Genomic DNA, 16,981 nt, shown 5'->3' on the forward strand with positions numbered 1-16,981 from the left:
CTAAACCTGATTGAAGTTTGTACAACCAACAACGACAACAAACGGAGTGTACGATGAGCCTTCCGCAATACAATGACGTGTACAACCAGTTTGATGCGGCCGCACTGGAAGCGGACATCCTGGACGGACGCCTGGAGAGTGGCCTGAACGTATGCCACGAAATTTGTGACCGATGGGCCGTTGACCCGCAAAAGGTTGCGCTCTACTACGAAAAAATCGGCGGCGGTGACGGAACCCTGACCTTCGCTGAGCTCAAAGCCGCGTCTGCACGTTTCGCCAACTACCTGAAGTCTCTTGGTGTCACCAAAGGTGACCGGGTAGCCGGCCTTCTGCCCAGGGGGCCGGAGCTGTTGATTGTGATTGCCGGAACCCTGCGCCTGGGCGCGGTGTACCAGCCGTTGTTCACCGCCTTTGGTTCCGGCGCTATCGAGTATCGCCTGGAGAAGGCTAGCACCCGGCTGGTGGTGACCGATCCAGATAACTACCCCAAGCTGGAAGAAGTCAAAAACTGCCCGCCGGTACTGTGCCTGAACGCGGCGGCCACCGGTGCGGATGTGCGCGATTTCGATGCGGTGTTGGCGGAGCAGTCAGACCAGTGCGAGCCGGTAATGATCACTGGCAACGATCCGTTCCTGCAGATGTTTACCTCCGGTACTGTTGGCAAGGCCAAAGGTGTAGCCGTGCCCGCCAAAGCGTTGCTGGCATTCTACGTTTACATGAAATACGCCATCGACCTGCGCGAAGACGACGTATTCTGGAACGTGGCAGACCCCGGTTGGGCCTATGGCCTGTACTACGCGGTAACCGGTCCGCTGCTGATGGGCCACGCCACCCATTTCAATCCCAATCCGTTCACCCCGGAATCCACCTACGAGATGATCCGCAAGTACCGGATCACCAACCTTGCAGCGGCGCCGACGGCCTATCGTTTGCTCAAGGCGAACGATCAGGTTCTGCCGGAAGGGGAGAATCTTGGCCTGAGGGTGTGCAGCAGCGCCGGCGAGCCCCTGAATCCGGAGGTGGTGAACTGGATTGCTCGACGTCACTTCTGCCCGGTGAAGGATCATTATGGCCAGACTGAAACCGGCATGACCTGTTGCAACTTCCACGGCCTGGACCACCCGATTCGCCAGGGCTCCATGGGGTTCTCATCGCCTGGCCACAGAGTAGTGGCGTTGAACGAAAAAAATGAAGAAGTGGGCGAGGGCGAAATCGGCCAGTTGGCAGTGGATCTCAAGGCGTCGCCGCTGTTCCATTTTGATGGCTACACCTGGGGCGAGAAAGACCCGTTCGTGAACGGCTACTACCTGACCGGCGACATGGTGATCTGCCATGGCGATGGCAGTTTCTCCTTCAGCGGCCGTGACGACGACATTATCACCACAGCAGGTTACCGCGTAGGGCCAGCGGATGTGGAAAGCACACTGCTGGAGCACGCGGCGGTGGCCGAATCCGGTGTGGTGGCCAAGCCGGATGAAAAGCGTGGCTCGATCATCAAGGCTTATGTGGTTATCAAATCCGGTCAGGAGCCGGCAGACGACGCCGTGCTCAAGGAAGAGCTGCAGGACCTGGTTCGCCACCGCTTGTCGACCCATGCCTACCCGCGGGAAATCGAGTTTGTGGAAGAGTTGCCGAAAACACCCAGCGGCAAGATCCAACGCTTTGTGTTGCGCAACCGGGCCAAAGAGGAAGTCGCCGTATGAAGATTACCTTTGAGGAGCTGCGCTATTTCCTTGAAGAGCAGTTTCCGCAGGGGGCCTCATACGGCACCCTGCAGGAACTGGGTGATGGCTGGGCAGAAATGAAGCTGGAGGTAGACGAAGAACACCTGCGCCCCGGGGGGACCGTGTCTGGCCCCGCCATGATGGGGCTGGCCGATGTTGCCATGTATGCCGCGTTGCTCAGCAAGATTGGCCTGGTGCCTTTGGCCGTCACCACCAACCTGAATATCAACTTCCTCAGGAAGCCCGTGGCTCATGCGCCTATCTGGGCCAGGGCGACCATTCTCAAGGTGGGGCGAACCATCGGTGTGGGTGAAGTATTTGTGTATTCCGAGGGCTCGGAAGAGCCCGTTGCGCACTCCACCATGACCTATTCCATACCGCCGGAAAAATAACCAAGTTTGTTCTTGACGTTTACGTATACGTCAATCTAATCTGTGGGTTGATTGTTAAATACAACAATAACAAAAGGTGAAGTGGCTCATGAGTGAACAGTTCGTTCTCGAGACCCGTAACCTGGTCAAGGAATTCAAAGGATTTGTAGCGGTTGATAACGTCAACCTGCAGGTCCGGCAGGGTGATATCCATGCACTGATCGGGCCCAATGGCGCGGGCAAGACCACGGTCTTTAACCTGCTGACCAAATTCCTGAGCCCGACCAGAGGCCAGATCCTCTACCACGGTGAAGACATTACCTCCCTGAAGTCTGCCGCCATTGCCCGTAAGGGTATCGTCCGCTCTTTCCAGATATCGGCGGTGTTTCCCCATATGACGGCGCTGGAGAATATCCGCATTGCGTTGCAAACCGCAGAGGGCACGTCTTTCAGCTTCTGGAAATCCGGCGCCTCCCTGAACAGGCTGAACCAGCGCTGCATGGAATTGCTCGATTCCGTCGGCCTTATCGAATTTGCCAACACCACCACCGTAGAACTGGCCTATGGCCGCAAGCGCGCGCTGGAACTGGCCACCACCCTGGCGATGGAGCCCAAGCTGCTGTTGCTGGACGAACCAACCCAGGGCATGGGCTCGGAAGACGTAGAGCGGGTGGTGGAGTTGGTGCGCAAGGCCGCCGCAGGCCGCACCGTCTTGATGGTGGAGCACAACCTGAGTGTGGTCAGCAAATTGTGCGACCGCATTACGGTGCTGGCCCAGGGTGCTGTGCTGACGGAAGGCGATTATCAAGCTGTCTCTGCAGACCCGAGAGTGCGCGAAGTGTACATGGGCAGCGATGGCAGCGGAGAACGCGGTGGCAACAGTCCCGCCGAGCAGGCGGAGGCAGCACAATGAGCCAGAATCCCCAGAAAGACTACGAACAGTTGCGGGTGTCTGGCCTGCACGCCTTTTACGGCGAATCTCACATTCTCCATGGCGTCGACCTGGTGGTTAAGCGTGGCGAGCTGGTCACCCTGCTTGGCCGCAACGGCGCCGGCCGCAGCACCACCCTCAAGGCCATTATGAATATGGTGGGCCGCCGCACCGGGTCCATCATGATCAACGGCGAAGAAACCATGCAGTGCGCGCCGCACCATATTGCGAGGTTGGGAGTGGGGTATTGCCCCGAACATCGGGGCATTTTTTCATCTCTCAACGTCCAGGAAAACCTCACTTTGCCGCCGGTGGTGCGCAGTGGCGGTATGAGCCTGGAAGACATCTACAACATGTTCCCAAACCTGTATGAACGTCGGTTCAGCCAGGGCACCAAGCTGTCCGGTGGTGAGCAGCAGATGCTGGCGATGGCCCGTATCCTGCGCACCGGCGCCAACATGCTCCTGCTGGATGAGATCACAGAAGGGCTTGCGCCCGTGATCGTAGAAAAGTTGGGCGAGGTGCTGATGGCGCTCAAAGAGAAAGGCCTGACCATCATACTGGTTGAACAGAATTTCCACTTTGCAGCCCCGCTGGCTGACCGGCATTACGTGGTTGAGCATGGGCAGATTGTGGAAGAAATCCACGCCGATGAACTGAGTGCCAAACAATCGGTGCTGGACGGCTATTTGGGGGTCTGAACTCCGGATAGAACAGGTGCAACAAAACCAATAACTCCAACAACATCAACCAACGCAAGACAGTAGCGGAGATACAATAATGACAATGACCAAAAAGCTTCTGACCTCAGCCGTTGCCTCAGCTCTGATGGTGAGTGGCGCGCAGGCGGCCATTTCCGACAATACGGTGAAGATCGGCTACCTGGCCGATATGTCTGGTACCTATCGTGACCTGGCGGGCCCCAATGGCCTCAAGGCCCTGCAGATGGCCATCAAGGATTTCGGTGGCACTGTGAACGGCGCCAAGATCGAAGTCCTCAGTGCCGATGACCGTAACAACCCCGATGCGTCTTCCAGCACGGTTCGCCGATGGGTGGAAAACGACAAGGTAGACATGGTTGCCGGCCTGGTGGCTTCGTCTGTCACCATCGCAGTCAGCAAGATCCTTGAAGAAAACGACAGACTGGGCATTGTCTCCGGTTCTGCCGCCTCAAGCATCACCAATGAGCACTGCACCCCCAACCACATCCACTATGTGTATGACACCTATCCGCTGGCCAACGGCACCGCCAGTGCGGTGGTTAAAGAGGGCGGCAAGAGCTGGTACCTGATGACTGCAGACTACGCCTTCGGCCACGCCCTGGAAGCAGACGTTACCCGCGTGGTGGAGGCCAACGGAGGTGAGATCGTCGGTTCTGTTCGCCATCCGTTCCCGACCCAGGATTTCTCCTCCTTCGTGCTACAGGCCCAGGCTTCCGGTGCGGATGTCGTTGGCCTGGCCAACGCCGGTTCAGACACCACCAACGCCATCACCACCGCCAGTGAATTCGGTGTTACCCAGGCGGGCCAAACCCTGGCCGCCTTGCTGCTGTTCCTGACCGACGTGCATGCGCTGGGTGTCGACACAGCGCAAGGTATCCAGCTCACCACCGGGTGGTACTGGGACATGAACGACGACACCCGTGAGTGGTCAGACCGCTTCATGAAAGAAACCGGTGTGCGGCCCACCATGGTGCATGCGGGTATCTATTCCAGCACCCTGCATTACCTGAATGCGGTAGCCGCGGCAGGCTCGGACGATGCCCAAACCGTTCGCAAGCAGATGATGGACACACCCATCAACGACATGTTCGCCACCAATGGTCGTATCCGCGAAGACGGCCGGATGGTGCACGACATGTATCTGGCCGAGGTGAAAACGCCGGCGGAGTCCAAGAACGAATGGGATCTTTACAAGATCCTGCGGACCATACCGGCCGACGAAGCCTACCGCCCACTCTCTGAGAGCAAGTGCAAACTGGTGACTAACTGAGGCTGAGGAAAGCCGGGCGCGCCCTGCAACAGGGCAGGGTGCGCCCGGCATATCACTGAGCCAACAAGCTCAATACCAACGTACGTGCTGCTTGTGGAGTTAAACCCATGACCATGATTTTCGGCGTCCCTCTTGCTGTGCTCTCCGGTCAGCTTTTGATCGGGTTCATCAATGGCGCCTTCTATGCCCTGTTAAGCCTGGGCCTTGCCATCATCTTCGGCCTGCTGAAGATCATCAACTTCGCCCACGGTGCCATGTACATGCTGGGTGCCCTGTTGACGGTGGTTATGTTCAACACCCTGGGCGTCAACTATTGGGTCGCCTTGTTTATGGCGCCGCTATTGGTCGGCGTGTTCGGGGTGCTGATTGAATATTTCCTGCTGCGGCGAATTGCCGGGCAAGATCACATTTACAGCCTGCTGCTTACCTTCGGGGTGGCGCTGATTATTCAGGGCGTGCTCACCAATATCTACGGTGTGTCTGGCCTGCGCTATGCCATGCCCGATATGTTCAAGGGCGGCATCACACTGGACTTTATGTTCCTGCCTTATTACCGGGCCTGGGTGATTGTGGTGGCGCTGCTGGTGTGTTTTGGCACCTGGTTCATGATCGAGAAAACCAAACTGGGGGCCTATTTGCGGGCCGGCACGGAAGATTCCCAGCTCATGCAGGGCTTTGGCATCAACGTGCCCTTGCTGGTCAGCCTCACTTACGGCTTTGGTGTGGCGCTGGCGGCTTTTGCCGGTGTGCTTGCCGCACCCATCTACTCCGTCACGCCCGGCATGGGCGCCAATACTCTGATCGTGGTGTTTGCCGTGGTGGTGATTGGCGGTATGGGCTCCATTGGCGGGGCGATTATCACGGGCATTATGATGGGCGTGATTGAAGGCCTCACCAAAACCTTTTATCCACCCGCGTCGTCTGCCGTTATTTTCCTGGTCATGGTGGTGGTGTTGATGTTCCGACCCTCAGGCCTGTTCGGTAAGGAAGCATAATCATGAGCCAATCCTTTAATCCCGCCGACGTGCGAAAGGCGATCATCGACCAGCAAAAGGCCCAGGATCGCCGGAAGATGCTCCTCAACGGCGTACTGCTGCTCTTGCTGCTGGCGGCGCCATTCGCGATGTACCCGGTCTTCCTGATGAAGATCCTGTGCTTCGCACTCTTTGCGGTGGCCTTTAACCTGCTGTTCGGTTTTACCGGGCTGTTGTCCTTTGGCCATGCCGCGTTTCTCGCCACCGGCGGTTACACCACCGGTTACCTGCTCAGCAATTATTCAGGCCTGACCACAGAAGTGGGCATTATTGCAGGCACGCTGGTCGCAACGGCCCTGGGCCTGGCGTTCGCCTTGTTGTCCATTCGCCGGCAAGGCATCTACTTTGCCATGGTCACCCTGGCCCTGGCCCAGCTGGTCTATTTCTTCTTTGTTCAGTCGGAATTTACCGGCGGTGAAGATGGCATGCACGGCATCCCCCGGGGCCACCTGTTCGGGCTGATTGACCTGTCGAAAAACCTGAATATGTACTACTTCGTGCTGGCCGTGTTTATCGGTTGCTACCTGCTGGTTCAGCGCATTGTCAGCAGCCCCTATGGTCAGGTGCTCAAGGCCATCAAGCAGAACGAACCCCGCGCGGTGTCACTCGGTTACAACGTGGACCGCTACAAAGTGCTGGCGTTCGTGATTTCGGCGGCACTGGCGGGCCTGGCTGGTTCCATGAAATCGGTGGTGTTCCAGCTGGCCTCGCTCAACGACGCCCACTGGCACATGTCCGGTGAGGTCATCCTGATGACACTGGTCGGCGGTATGGGTACCTTGCTCGGCCCGGTGGTGGGCGCCACCTTTGTGGTCAACATCGAATACCAGTTGTCCCAGGGGCCACTGCGGGACTGGGTGAACCCGATCCTCGGCGGTATCTTCGTGCTGACCGTACTGGCGTTCCGCAGCGGGATCGTCGGCGAAATCCAGAAATTCCTGCGCAAAAACCTGGGGTGAATCCCGCCGGTACGGCGTTCATCAAACACATCGGGCTACAGGAGGTGTGGGACATTACCCCCACACCTCCTGCCGGGTAGCGCACTTGCCTGGCCGAACGCCGGGCCTACTGACACTGCTCCAGTTCGGCACTGATCATCCACTGAACACCAAAGCGGTCCTTCACCATTCCAAACCGGTGCGCCCAGAACGTCTCTTCAAATGGCATGATTGTTGTGCCTCCCTCAGACAGCGCCTGGAAAACCTGCTCTGCCCGTGCCGCATCAGCGTAATCCAGGTGAACCTGGGCGCCCTGGGGTGCTTGATAGCAGTCGCCTGCCATGTCCGCCCCCATCAATCGGCGCCCCCTCAGGTTCAGGGAGGAGTGAACGATGCGGTCGTGCATCGCTTCGGGTACATCCGCCTTTGCCGGTGTTTCTCCATAGGTAATCATGGCTTCCAGGTGACCGGCGGTTACCTCAGCATAGAATTCCATCGCCTCCCGGCAATTGCCGCCGAAGGCCACATGCACGTTCATTTCACGGGGCAAATTTCCCATGGAGCGGTGCTTCTCGAGGGCCGCGCCTGGCTCAAAGTCTTCCAGGGTGAAGTAACGGCGTAATTCCAGGGTCACGTTGCCGCCAGAATCTTCCCGGGGCCACTGCTTTGCCCAGGCGATGGCGTCTTCCAGGGAATCCGCCTCAAGCACGCTGTAGCCAGCGAGCAGTTCGTGGGTGTGCTCAAAGGGCCCGCGCACCACCGTTGGTTCACCATTACGGAACTGTATGCGGCATCCTTCGCGGGTTGGCCGCAAGCCATTGCCATCAACGAACACCCCGGCGTGCAGCATGCGTTCGTTGTAGTCAGCCATCGCCTGCAGGATCTCTTCGGTCGGCAATACGGCGTTTTCAGTGTCTGTATCGGCCTTGCGCATCAGCATGTATCTCATACCAGCTTTCTCCAGTGATTGTGGGTTGTCTTCACTGGTAAGTCGGGCAGGGCTGATGGAAATCGACAACCGGTTTTAAGGATATCGTCGGGAAAGTACCGGCTGTTGGCGAAGAGCCTCGCCAACAGCCGGCAGGGGGAGGGTTAAAGCCAGGTCAGGCCGATGCTAATGATGGCGCCGGTAATAAACAGCAGCATCAGACAATAGCCCATGATGTCTTTGGCTTTCAGCCCGGCAATCGCCAGCACGGGCAGGGCCCAGAAAGGTTGCAGCAGGTTGGTCCAGGCGTCACCCCAGGCTACCGCCATGGCAACCCTGGGGATATCGGCACCCAGTTCCTGGGCAGCTGGCAGCATGACCGGCGCCTGCACCGCCCATTGCCCACCCCCAGACGGCACAAAAATGTTCACCAGGCCTGCGCTTATAAAGCTCCAGAAAGGCAGGCTTTGCGCGCTGGCGATGGAAACGAAGCCCGAGGAAATGCTGGCGGCCAGGCCGGATGCAGTCATAACCCCCATGATGCCTGCATAGAAGGGGAACTGAATCACGATGCCGGAGCCACCTTTAACCGCCTCGTTCAGGCTGGCCAGCAGGCGTTTGGGAGTCTGGTGCAGAATGATTGCCAGGAACAGGAACATGAAGTTGACGATGTTCAGGTTCAGGCCGCCACCGTTAATGAAATACTGGAAGATGAACGCGATGCCGCTGAAGCCAATCAGCCACGCCAGAATCCTGCTGTTTTCCAGGTGGTCCGCCGGGCGATTGATCACAACGGCGGTGTCTGGCTCGTCGTCCAGCACTTTCGGGTCTGCGTACACGCTGTTTCGTTCCTCGGGCAACATGAGCCGGTTAACCAGCGGCACCACGATAAACAGGGCCACCACGATGGCCAGGTTGAAAAACGCGAAAATGGTTTCGCTGGTACCGATAACGCCGATCACGTTTTCCGTGAAGTGGCCATCGGTGGCAATTACCAGCGGAATGGACCCCGCCAGCCCGCCGTGCCACACGATAAACCCAGAGTAGGCGCTGGCGATCAACAGCGGATAGTGCACCCGAATCTGCCGGGCCAGGGCTTTGGCAAACAGCGCCCCCACCACCAGGCCGAACCCCCAGTTGATCCAGCTGGCAATCAGGGCCACGAAGGTAACCAGCACAATTGCCTGCCCGGGCGTTCTTGCCAGGCCCGCAATCCGGTTGAGTATGCCGCGCACCAGTGGTGTGCTGGCCAGCATAAACCCGGTAACCAGCACCAGCAGCATCTGCATGGAGAACGTCAGCAGGTTCCAGAAGCCATTACCCCACATCTCGATCACCGCCAACGGGCCATGGCCTTCAAAGACCATGGCGGCGATGAACGACAGTAGCGTGAGGATAATAACGAACAGGTAGGGGTCTGGCAGGTACTTCTCCACCAGACTGACAAAGGGTTTGGATGCTCTGTCTAACATGGTGTTCTCCTTTATTATTTTTGGGTCATCACAAGCTTAGCAATCAAACGGAAAAACGCACCATAAGCCCTTAATCGCAGAACTCGTGGTTCCCACGCCGGCATCAGGTATATCCCCAAGCCGCATTGTCGCAAAACAGGTTCAGTTCCAACTCATCAGTAACAGAGGTGTCGAATAAAGGCAGACACGGATGGGTGTGATGTCAGGGCTTCCGGGTTGATCACCATCAGCGACTTTGCCAGCCCTGAATCACTCACAGGAATGGCTTTCAGGGTGCCCGCCTGCACTTCCTCACTGACGCACGCCGCCAGCACCAGCGAAACACCCAGCCCGGCTTTTACCGCTTGCTTCACGGCCTCGGTGCTGCCCAGTTGCATTGACACGCTGGGAAACGGTCCCGAATCACCAAAGAAGTTGGCCAGAATCCGGCCTGTTCCTGTCCCGGGCTCGCCGCCCAGCAGAGTCATACCCGATAACGTATCGCGATCAATTTCTTTCATATGGGCGCACGGGTGGTCAGGTGGCGTGATCAGTACCATCGGTTCCTGTCGCCAGTCTCTGGCCAGGAAGCCCGATGTCGGACGCCACCATTCCATGATAGCGATATCCAGCTCTCCCTGGGTCAGCTGATCGGCAATAGCGGGGTTGTTATCAATCACCAGGTCTACTTCCGGAGCGGTGGGAGCGTTTCGGAATGAGCGCACATGGGGTTGCAGCAAGTAGATTCCAATGTTTGAGCTAGCCCCGACCCGGAGCCGGGTTCCACCAACGGCGTCACGAGCGCGCTGCTCCAGGCGCAACATGCTGAGGGCAATCGGCATTAGCGCGAGGGCGGCGCGGGTGGGCTCGCATCCGGCTTTGCTTCTGCGAATCAACAGTGTATCCAACTGCCCCTCAAGCTTCTGGATATGCTGGGATAGCGTAGGTTGGGCAATCCCTAGATGCTGGGCCGCAGCATGAAAGCTCCTATGGTTTACCAGCGTTGTGAAGCTTTTCAGCCAGACCAGGCTCAGCATGGCTGTTTCTCCGCAGCCTGTGGTGTGTTCACTGCATCTCGGGGACGCTCTCCTCGCAAAGCCTGGAGAATATTATCAGCCGCTCGCTGCTCAATGGCCAAACGCACATTTTTCACTGCTGAGCCAATGTGGGCCGTAAATAATGTATTGGGGTGCGCTCTCAGTGCTTCGCTGATTTGCCTCGGACGGTCTGCTCTCGCCCAATCCTCCATCTCGAAAACATCGGCCGCGTAGCCGCCCAGGTGTCCGGAAGCCAGTGCTTCAAGTACTGCAGATTCGTCTACCACCGACCCCCGGCACGGATTCACCAGGAACGCGCCTGGTTTCATGTGCCTCAGGCGTGCAGCATTCATGGTATGGAGAGTATGAGTGTTCAAGGCCAGAGCCAGTACAACGATATCTGACTGTGAGAGAACATCATCCAAACTGGCGCGGGTCAGGCTGAGCGCAGCTTCCTCCTCTCCCGGCAGGGCATCTGGTTGGGCGTAAAGTAAGTTGGCACCCCAGCCCTGAAAGCGCTTGGCGACCGCTTTACCGATGGCGCCCATACCCACAATACCGAGGGTCGAACCTTCAATTCCAAGGCCGTAGAACTGCGGCTGCCAGCCTACGAAATCACCGGAACGGACAAACTGGTCAGCTGCTCGAATCTGCCGTGTCAAGCCGATGGTCAGCCCGACGGTCAGCTCTGCAGTGGGCACTGTAAGAAGATCCGGCACGAAGGTCAGCCACACGCCATGACGAGTACAGGCGTGCACGTCGAAATTGTCGTAGCCTTTCAGGGCAGCCCCAATCACCTTCAGGTTCGGACAGGCGGCCAGAAAATCGTCGCTGACCGTGTCTGGCATGAAAGCCATCATAGCATCGGCGTTGGCAACGTGTGATCTGATGCAGCTCGCCGGCAGGGTGATGTCTGACTGGTTGGTAATTAGCTCACAATGAGGTTCCATGTTAGCTAGCACGCTCTCATGCACCCGATGAGTGATGATGACTCGTGGTTTCATTCGTTGTCCTTACTTGAATTTTTTACGGAGATGACCACTCAGGCTGTCAACCATCGTCACCATAATAAGGATGACAATCAGGATGGCGCTGACTTCCTGGTATTGCATGATGCGTAACGATCCCATCAGCTCGAAACCTATGCCGCCTGCACCGACCATGCCCATCACTGTTGAGGCGCGGAAGTTGTATTCCCAGCGATAGATAGAAACGTCAGCAAACTGTGGAAGCACCTGGGGCAGAACTGCATGCCAGAGCACCTGCAGCCGGGTTGCGCCTGCTGCATCGGCCGCTTCCACCGGAGCTGCATCCACATGTTCGATCGCCTCGGCAAAGAACTTGCCGACCATACCAATGGAGTGAAGCCCAAGGGCGAGAACACCGGGCAGGGCACCAAAGCCAACTGCTGCTACGAAGATTATGCCCATGATCAGTTCAGGCACCGAACGCAGGCCATTCAGGATCGTACGAGTTATGTGGAATACCGCCGGATGTGGTGAAGTGTTCCGAGCCGCCAGGAATGCCAGCGGCACAGAGACGCTAACCGCGATGGCCGTGCCGGCTATGCTCATGGCCAGAGTGTCGATCAACGGCGAGACCCAGTCCAGGGCGTTGGTGAAATCCGGTGGAAGTGACTCACCCAACAGTGTCCCGATGGCAGGTATACCATTGGCCAGGGTACGGAAATCCAGCAGATCCACGTACCAGCTGGCTACGAAAATCACCGCCAGTACCAAGGCTGCTTGCCAGAATGTTTTCCGCCAGCCCCGTGCATGCTCATCCAGCACGGAAGCTGACGGGGCCGGCGACAGGGTCGCCGGTTCCGTCTTGGTGTGTGTCATGGGGCTCCTTACATCTTCGCGAAATCTAGGTTGAGTAGACTGCCCATCTTGCGGATAACGTCATAATCGGCATCGGATATGGCGGCGAAGCCTTCGGCCTTCAGATTGCCGAGAATCTCTTCGTCGTCAATATTTAGGAAGGCTTCCCGTACACTGGCTTTGAGCTCCGGATCCAGGTTTGACCGCATGGCCCAGGGATACTGGGGAAATTCACCGCTGTAGCCGAGCACCCGAACTTTCTTTCTGTCGATCAGGCCTCGGTCCATAACGTGTTGGAAAATAACTTCGGACAGACCACCAGCCTGGGCATTGCCGTTGGCCACATTCACCGCTACCGAATCATGGGAGCCCACAAAGTGAGCTTCATAATCTCGTTCAGCTTCCAGGCCGGCGGATTCCATGAGCACTGTCTTGGGGATCAGGTGGCTGGACGTAGAAGCACGGTCGCCATACGCCATTTTTTTTCCTTTGATATCAGCATAGGTCTCTACACCCGATTCAGTATTGGCGATGATAATAGAGCGATAAGTTGGTTTGCCATCCACCATCATGGCGGCAAATGGTTCGATGTCGCTCTTGCTTTTAGCCATCACATAGGAGATTGGGCCAAAGTATGCCAGGTCGATGCGGCCGAAGCGCATGGCTTCGATCATGGAGGAATAATCCGTGGTTACGATGAGCTTCACTTCCTTGCCAAGGGTCGTTTCAAGGTAATCCTTCAGCGGCTGGTTGCGCTTGATCAGTTCTGATGCGTTTTCATCCGGGAGCAAAGCGACTTTCAATAAGTCAGGATTGGAATCAGCAGCGGCGTGCAGACTGAATCCTGCCATTAAACAAATTGCTATCAGAGCATTGATTACGAATTTCATCGTGCTATCTCCAGTTGCGTGGGTTGGGGCATTACAGGTTGGGTTTTGGCTGCTGGGGCTTTGCCCGGCATCGGTGTTGAGTTCGATCCACCGTGGTAGATCTCGTTAAGGTGGTGTGGTTGCAGCTCCTCTGGTGCTGCATCGAACACGATCTGGGCGTTAGCCAGACCGATAATCCGGTCGGCGAAGCGCTGTGCGTATTCCAATTGGTGCAGCGAAATTACTGTGGTAATGCCATCTTCGCGGCAGATATCGCGAAGCAAGCCGAGAACTTTCTCCGAGGTTGCCGGGTCGAGGCTGGCTACCGGTTCGTCGGCCAGAATCATGGAAGGCTGCTGCGCCAGCGCCCGTGCGATGCCCACACGCTGTTGCTGGCCGCCAGAAAGCTGGTCAACTCGAGTAAGGGCTTTGTCCGCTAGGCCAACTCGCTCAAGGCAGTGCAGGGCCAGCTCAAGATCCTGTCTGGGAAAGGGCAGAAGACTGCGTAAGGTGTTGTGATAGGCCAGGCGGCCAGTTAGAACATTCTGCAGCGCCGTGTGACGTTCAATCAATTGGTGATGCTGAAACACCATGGCGGTGCGCGACCGGTGCTGTCTAACGGTACGCCGGCTATTTAGTGGGCCAAACTCTGCCGAGATCACGCTCCCGGCGGTGGGCAGAACAAGATGATTGAGTGAGCGGAGCAAGGTGGATTTGCCAGCGCCAGATAGGCCGAGCAAAACAGTAAACTCGCCCCTGTGAAAATCGACGGTGGTGGGCCGCAGCGCAAGTACATTTCTGGGGTAGGTCACACCCATGTCTTCGATACGGAGCATCATGCTTTGGGATGGGATAGATGCCATCGGATCACCTTTTACAATTGATAAGCTCGCTTGATTGCGACTTACAATGAAACGGTAAATCCAAACGGTGACAAAGCCGTGTCATTCAAATGACAGGACGGTGATGATTTTGGGGGCGGTTCTCAGCATCCACTGCATACTAAAAACTGTCTGCGGCGATCGACATTGCGTCGATGAGAACCGGCAATTCGCGAAAAGCCGCCGCCAATCGGCGGCGAAAGATTAAGTTTCAGGGTTTGACCGATTCAGCCAGCGACCTGTCTCCGGATGTGATCAATCACCAACCCGTGCTCATGCTGCGGGCTGAACATCACAATGTCGGTGTCTTGCTCGGCGCGCACACTGTGCCCGGGTGGCCAGTAGAACAGATCCCCGTTACGGGAGGTTTCTTCACTGCCATCCAAATACAGTGCTGTGATTTCCCCTTTCACCACATAACCCCAGTGGGGGCATTGGCAACGGTTGCCCTCAAGCCCGTGTAGCAACTCGGTGATGTCGGTGCCAGCACCAAAGGAGAAGTATTCGGCCCCCATGGTGTTGTAACCGGATACATCGCCAAATTCGGTTTGTTGTCGTGCTTTTGCCCCCGGTACATCAATTCGAACAGGTATATCCTCTTTTGCGATACGCATAGAAATCACCTCCGTGGTGCTTCTTTCTGGCTGCTCCTACTTCATACATACATCTCGGCAGCTATTTATAAAGGTAGCAGAAAGAATCGAGGCGGGATTAACGCTCGCCCGTCAGAAAACAAACGAATCCATCGAAAGCACCCCGTGCTCAATGCCACCTTCAATAACCGTGGCCGGGGCATTGGAATCAGCAGCTCCAAGGGCAACCAGTAGCGGCAGGAAATGCTCAACGGTGGGGTGTGCGCGGCGAGCATGGGGAGCCAGGGCCAGGGCGTTTACCAGTCGCTCGTGATCGCCTGCAATCGCCGCTTCCCGAATCCAGTGGCTGAAGTCCCGGGCGTATTCGCTTGCCTGTTCGTCGCGCCAGCGGACCTCATACAGGTTGTGGGTCAGGCTGCCGGAGCCGACGATCAGAACACCCTCTTTTTGCAAAGGGGCGAGCGTCTGGCCCAGGCGCCAGGCAGAGTGGCTGTCGAGCCAATCCGGCAGGGATACCTGAAATACCGGCACGGACGCATCCGGGTAAAGATGCCGCAACGGCACCCAAGCCCCGTGGTCGAGGCCGCGTTGAGCGTCGGCGACTGGCTTCCAGCCCGCTTCCTCAAGGAGAGAAAGCGCCATTCTGGCAAAAGCCGGGTGACCCGGAGCCGGGTATTCGAGCTCATAAAGCGCGGGTTCGAAACCGTTGAAGTCGTGGATGGTTGCCGGTGTTTCGGCAAGGCCTACCCGCACCTCGGGTGTCATCCAGTGGGGCGACACCACCAGCACAGCAGCCGGCCGTGGAAGTTGCTGCCCCAGCCTGGTGAGGGCCGGGCCTGCCAGGCCCGGCTCCAGTGCAAAGGTGGGGGCGCCGTGGGATACGAACAGACTGGTCATGGCGCGTTGCTCCTTTGGGTTGAGTTCGGTGTACTGTTTAGCGAGCGGCCACAAGCCGGTCAACCGATGCGCGCCCGGCACCGCTGAACATCAGCGAAACAGAAGCCGCCAGCAAGGCCAGTCCGAATTCGTAGCCATTGTTGCTCATGAACAGGCCGTTCTGGATGTGCACGCTGAAAATGGCAATCACCATGGCGAAAGCCAGAGCCGCGCTGGCAGGGCGAACCAGCAGGCCGATGATCAGCGCCAGACCGCCGAAGAACTCCGTACCGCCGGCCAGCAAGGCCATCAGGTAGCCCGGGCTTAAACCAATAGAATCCATCCATTGGCCAGTGCCTTCAAGGCCGTAGCCTCCGAACCAGCCGAACAGCTTCTGGGCACCGTGGGCGGCGAAGATAATGCCTACCGGAATACGCAGGGCTAGGGCGCCCCAGCCAGCGTTGGTATCGAGCAGTTTGTTGATGAGTGCGTTGTTCATGATCGTGCTTCCTTCTGTGTGGTTGAGTATGGGGCTACTTTACAGGGATCTTTTTTTGGGATAAACATACGTTTAATGGATTGACTGTTTCAAAAAGTGGAACAATAAAATGGATCGATTACTGGAAATGCAGACCTTCTGCGCCGTTGTGGAAGCCGGCAGTTTTGTCGCCGCCTCCGAGACCATGGGTATGTCCAAGGCTGCCGTATCGCGCTACATCAACGAGCTGGAGTCGCGCCTTACCGTGCGGCTGCTACACCGCACCACCCGGCGGTTGTCCCTGACAGCGGAAGGGGAGGTGTTTTACGTTCGTTGCCGGGAACTGCTGGCGGGGGTGGAAGAAGCCGAAGCAGAACTGACCTCGCGCACCAGCGTGGCCAAAGGGGTGCTGCGCATCAACGCACCGGTGAGTTTCGGTATTCGACACCTGGCCCCGCTGTGGGGTGAGTTCCACGCCCGGTTTCCGGATGTGGAACTGAACATCGAGCTGTCTGATCGCATCGTGGATATCGTTGAAGAAGGCTTTGACCTGGCCATTCGTATTGCCAGCCTGCGAACCTCCACCCTGGTGAGCCGTCGCCTCACCAACACCCGGCTGATGGTGTGCGCCTCGCCCGAATACATCCGGGCGCACGGAGCCCCGGAAACGCCGGAAGACCTGATGCACCACAAGGTCATTGCCTACAGCAACCTGGCCAGCGGTAACGAATGGCAGTTTCAGGGGCCGGAGGGGCTGGTCAGCACGCGGGTACGCCCGTGGATGTACGCCAACAACGGTGACACCTGTTGCGCCGCCGCGGTGGCTCACCAGGGGGTGGTGTACCAGCCGAGCTTCCTGTTGCGTGATGATCTGGACTCGGGCAGGCTGGTGGAGTTGCTGCCGGAATACTGCTCTACCGAGCTGGGGGTGTATGCGGTTTATCCCACCCGCAAGTTTGTTACGCCCAAGGTGAGGGCGTTGGTGGACTTCCTGGTGGCAACGTTGCCAGACGCTGTGTAGTGCCGCCGTAAATTTACAGTAGCCTGCCGGAGGT

The 16,981-nt window shown here is 57.5% G+C and carries 18 protein-coding genes; 8 read left to right on the forward strand and 10 right to left on the reverse strand.

Annotated features, from left to right (window positions below):
- The first annotated feature begins 53 nt into the window (after nt 1-53).
- The 7 genes from RVM24_RS01995 to RVM24_RS02025 all read left to right on the forward strand — a co-directional run bounded on the left by RVM24_RS01995 (nt 54) and on the right by RVM24_RS02025 (nt 7,011).
- Nucleotides 54-1,703, forward strand: coding sequence for an AMP-binding protein (locus tag RVM24_RS01995; protein WP_286921768.1), 1,650 nt, complete (start codon nt 54-56; stop codon nt 1,701-1,703).
- Nucleotides 1,700-2,116, forward strand: coding sequence for a PaaI family thioesterase (locus tag RVM24_RS02000; RefSeq protein WP_061333513.1), 417 nt, complete (start codon nt 1,700-1,702; stop codon nt 2,114-2,116). The genes RVM24_RS01995 and RVM24_RS02000 overlap by 4 nt, the downstream gene beginning before the upstream one ends.
- A gap of 88 nt (nt 2,117-2,204) precedes the next feature.
- Nucleotides 2,205-3,008, forward strand: coding sequence for an ABC transporter ATP-binding protein (locus tag RVM24_RS02005; RefSeq protein ID WP_061333514.1), 804 nt, complete (start codon nt 2,205-2,207; stop codon nt 3,006-3,008).
- Complete coding sequence (locus tag RVM24_RS02010) at nt 3,005-3,727, forward strand: ABC transporter ATP-binding protein (RefSeq protein WP_061333515.1); 723 nt, start codon at nt 3,005-3,007, stop codon at nt 3,725-3,727. Before RVM24_RS02005 ends, RVM24_RS02010 begins: the two co-directional genes overlap by 4 nt.
- A 79-nt stretch (nt 3,728-3,806) precedes the next feature.
- Entirely contained in the window at nt 3,807-5,018 is a 1,212-nt protein-coding gene (locus RVM24_RS02015) for an ABC transporter substrate-binding protein (protein ID WP_061333516.1), read from the forward strand.
- Nucleotides 5,019-5,125: 107 nt separating this feature from the next.
- Nucleotides 5,126-6,013 carry a branched-chain amino acid ABC transporter permease gene (locus tag RVM24_RS02020; RefSeq protein ID WP_061333517.1) on the forward strand — a complete coding sequence of 296 codons (888 nt, stop codon included), beginning with the start codon at nt 5,126-5,128 and terminating at the stop codon, nt 6,011-6,013.
- A gap of 2 nt (nt 6,014-6,015) precedes the next feature.
- A complete protein-coding gene (locus RVM24_RS02025; protein WP_106693751.1) occupies nt 6,016-7,011 on the forward strand; it encodes a branched-chain amino acid ABC transporter permease in 996 nt (331 codons plus the stop codon).
- A 106-nt stretch (nt 7,012-7,117) separates the two neighbouring features.
- On the opposite strand, the gene RVM24_RS02030 is transcribed toward RVM24_RS02025, so the two are convergent.
- From RVM24_RS02030 to RVM24_RS02075, 10 genes are all read right to left on the reverse strand, one after another.
- Nucleotides 7,118-7,939 (reverse strand): YciI family protein, encoded by an 822-nt coding sequence (locus RVM24_RS02030; protein WP_286921767.1) that lies wholly within the window; start codon nt 7,937-7,939, stop codon nt 7,118-7,120.
- Between the two features lie 143 nt (nt 7,940-8,082).
- Nucleotides 8,083-9,390 (reverse strand): short-chain fatty acid transporter, encoded by a 1,308-nt coding sequence (locus RVM24_RS02035; RefSeq protein ID WP_286921766.1) that lies wholly within the window; start codon nt 9,388-9,390, stop codon nt 8,083-8,085.
- Nucleotides 9,391-9,545: 155 nt separating this feature from the next.
- Nucleotides 9,546-10,406 carry a LysR family transcriptional regulator gene (locus RVM24_RS02040; protein ID WP_431474880.1) on the reverse strand — a complete coding sequence of 287 codons (861 nt, stop codon included), beginning with the start codon at nt 10,404-10,406 and terminating at the stop codon, nt 9,546-9,548.
- Nucleotides 10,400-11,410, reverse strand: coding sequence for a phosphonate dehydrogenase (locus RVM24_RS02045; protein ID WP_286921764.1), 1,011 nt, complete (start codon nt 11,408-11,410; stop codon nt 10,400-10,402). The genes RVM24_RS02040 and RVM24_RS02045 overlap by 7 nt, the downstream gene beginning before the upstream one ends.
- Nucleotides 11,411-11,419: 9 nt before the next feature.
- Nucleotides 11,420-12,250 carry a phosphonate ABC transporter, permease protein PhnE gene (gene phnE / locus RVM24_RS02050; RefSeq protein WP_286921763.1) on the reverse strand — a complete coding sequence of 277 codons (831 nt, stop codon included), beginning with the start codon at nt 12,248-12,250 and terminating at the stop codon, nt 11,420-11,422.
- An 8-nt stretch (nt 12,251-12,258) separates the two neighbouring features.
- Entirely contained in the window at nt 12,259-13,119 is an 861-nt protein-coding gene (gene phnD, locus RVM24_RS02055; protein WP_431474881.1) for a phosphate/phosphite/phosphonate ABC transporter substrate-binding protein, read from the reverse strand.
- Nucleotides 13,116-13,961, reverse strand: a complete 846-nt coding sequence (gene phnC, locus RVM24_RS02060; protein WP_286921761.1) for a phosphonate ABC transporter ATP-binding protein — start codon at nt 13,959-13,961, stop codon at nt 13,116-13,118. The genes phnD and phnC overlap by 4 nt, the downstream gene beginning before the upstream one ends.
- A 245-nt stretch (nt 13,962-14,206) precedes the next feature.
- Nucleotides 14,207-14,593: a hypothetical protein gene (locus tag RVM24_RS02065; RefSeq protein ID WP_286921760.1), complete on the reverse strand. Its 387-nt coding sequence runs from the start codon at nt 14,591-14,593 to the stop codon at nt 14,207-14,209.
- A gap of 111 nt (nt 14,594-14,704) precedes the next feature.
- Nucleotides 14,705-15,469, reverse strand: a complete 765-nt coding sequence (locus RVM24_RS02070; protein WP_286921759.1) for a dioxygenase family protein — start codon at nt 15,467-15,469, stop codon at nt 14,705-14,707.
- Nucleotides 15,470-15,506: 37 nt separating this feature from the next.
- On the reverse strand, nt 15,507-15,947 hold the full coding sequence (locus tag RVM24_RS02075; protein WP_058092349.1) for a DoxX family protein: 441 nt from the start codon (nt 15,945-15,947) through the stop codon (nt 15,507-15,509).
- Between the two features lie 109 nt (nt 15,948-16,056).
- On the opposite strand from RVM24_RS02075, the gene RVM24_RS02080 reads away from it, so the two are divergent.
- On the forward strand, nt 16,057-16,947 hold the full coding sequence (locus RVM24_RS02080) for a LysR family transcriptional regulator (RefSeq protein WP_286921758.1): 891 nt from the start codon (nt 16,057-16,059) through the stop codon (nt 16,945-16,947).
- Nucleotides 16,948-16,981: the final 34 nt, after the last annotated feature.

Source organism: Marinobacter sp. KM021, assembly GCF_050707965.1.
GTDB lineage: Bacteria > Pseudomonadota > Gammaproteobacteria > Pseudomonadales > Oleiphilaceae > Marinobacter > Marinobacter shengliensis.

What these genes read in the sequence shown, in the direction of transcription:
- phnD (WP_431474881.1), bottom strand. Translation starts at nt 13,119, where the DNA reads ATGAAATTCGTAATCAATGCTCTGATAGCAATTTGTTTAATGGCAGGA.
- RVM24_RS02045 (WP_286921764.1), bottom strand. Translation starts at nt 11,410, where the DNA reads ATGAAACCACGAGTCATCATCACTCATCGGGTGCATGAGAGCGTGCTA.
- RVM24_RS02030 (WP_286921767.1), bottom strand. Translation starts at nt 7,939, where the DNA reads ATGAGATACATGCTGATGCGCAAGGCCGATACAGACACTGAAAACGCC.
- RVM24_RS02025 (WP_106693751.1), top strand. Translation starts at nt 6,016, where the DNA reads ATGAGCCAATCCTTTAATCCCGCCGACGTGCGAAAGGCGATCATCGAC.
- RVM24_RS01995 (WP_286921768.1), top strand. Translation starts at nt 54, where the DNA reads ATGAGCCTTCCGCAATACAATGACGTGTACAACCAGTTTGATGCGGCC.
- RVM24_RS02000 (WP_061333513.1), top strand. Translation starts at nt 1,700, where the DNA reads ATGAAGATTACCTTTGAGGAGCTGCGCTATTTCCTTGAAGAGCAGTTT.
- RVM24_RS02080 (WP_286921758.1), top strand. Translation starts at nt 16,057, where the DNA reads ATGGATCGATTACTGGAAATGCAGACCTTCTGCGCCGTTGTGGAAGCC.
- RVM24_RS02035 (WP_286921766.1), bottom strand. Translation starts at nt 9,390, where the DNA reads ATGTTAGACAGAGCATCCAAACCCTTTGTCAGTCTGGTGGAGAAGTAC.
- RVM24_RS02005 (WP_061333514.1), top strand. Translation starts at nt 2,205, where the DNA reads ATGAGTGAACAGTTCGTTCTCGAGACCCGTAACCTGGTCAAGGAATTC.
- RVM24_RS02020 (WP_061333517.1), top strand. Translation starts at nt 5,126, where the DNA reads ATGACCATGATTTTCGGCGTCCCTCTTGCTGTGCTCTCCGGTCAGCTT.
- RVM24_RS02070 (WP_286921759.1), bottom strand. Translation starts at nt 15,469, where the DNA reads ATGACCAGTCTGTTCGTATCCCACGGCGCCCCCACCTTTGCACTGGAG.
- RVM24_RS02075 (WP_058092349.1), bottom strand. Translation starts at nt 15,947, where the DNA reads ATGAACAACGCACTCATCAACAAACTGCTCGATACCAACGCTGGCTGG.
- RVM24_RS02065 (WP_286921760.1), bottom strand. Translation starts at nt 14,593, where the DNA reads ATGCGTATCGCAAAAGAGGATATACCTGTTCGAATTGATGTACCGGGG.
- RVM24_RS02015 (WP_061333516.1), top strand. Translation starts at nt 3,807, where the DNA reads ATGACAATGACCAAAAAGCTTCTGACCTCAGCCGTTGCCTCAGCTCTG.
- phnC (WP_286921761.1), bottom strand. Translation starts at nt 13,961, where the DNA reads ATGGCATCTATCCCATCCCAAAGCATGATGCTCCGTATCGAAGACATG.
- RVM24_RS02040 (WP_431474880.1), bottom strand. Translation starts at nt 10,406, where the DNA reads ATGCTGAGCCTGGTCTGGCTGAAAAGCTTCACAACGCTGGTAAACCAT.
- phnE (WP_286921763.1), bottom strand. Translation starts at nt 12,250, where the DNA reads ATGACACACACCAAGACGGAACCGGCGACCCTGTCGCCGGCCCCGTCA.
- RVM24_RS02010 (WP_061333515.1), top strand. Translation starts at nt 3,005, where the DNA reads ATGAGCCAGAATCCCCAGAAAGACTACGAACAGTTGCGGGTGTCTGGC.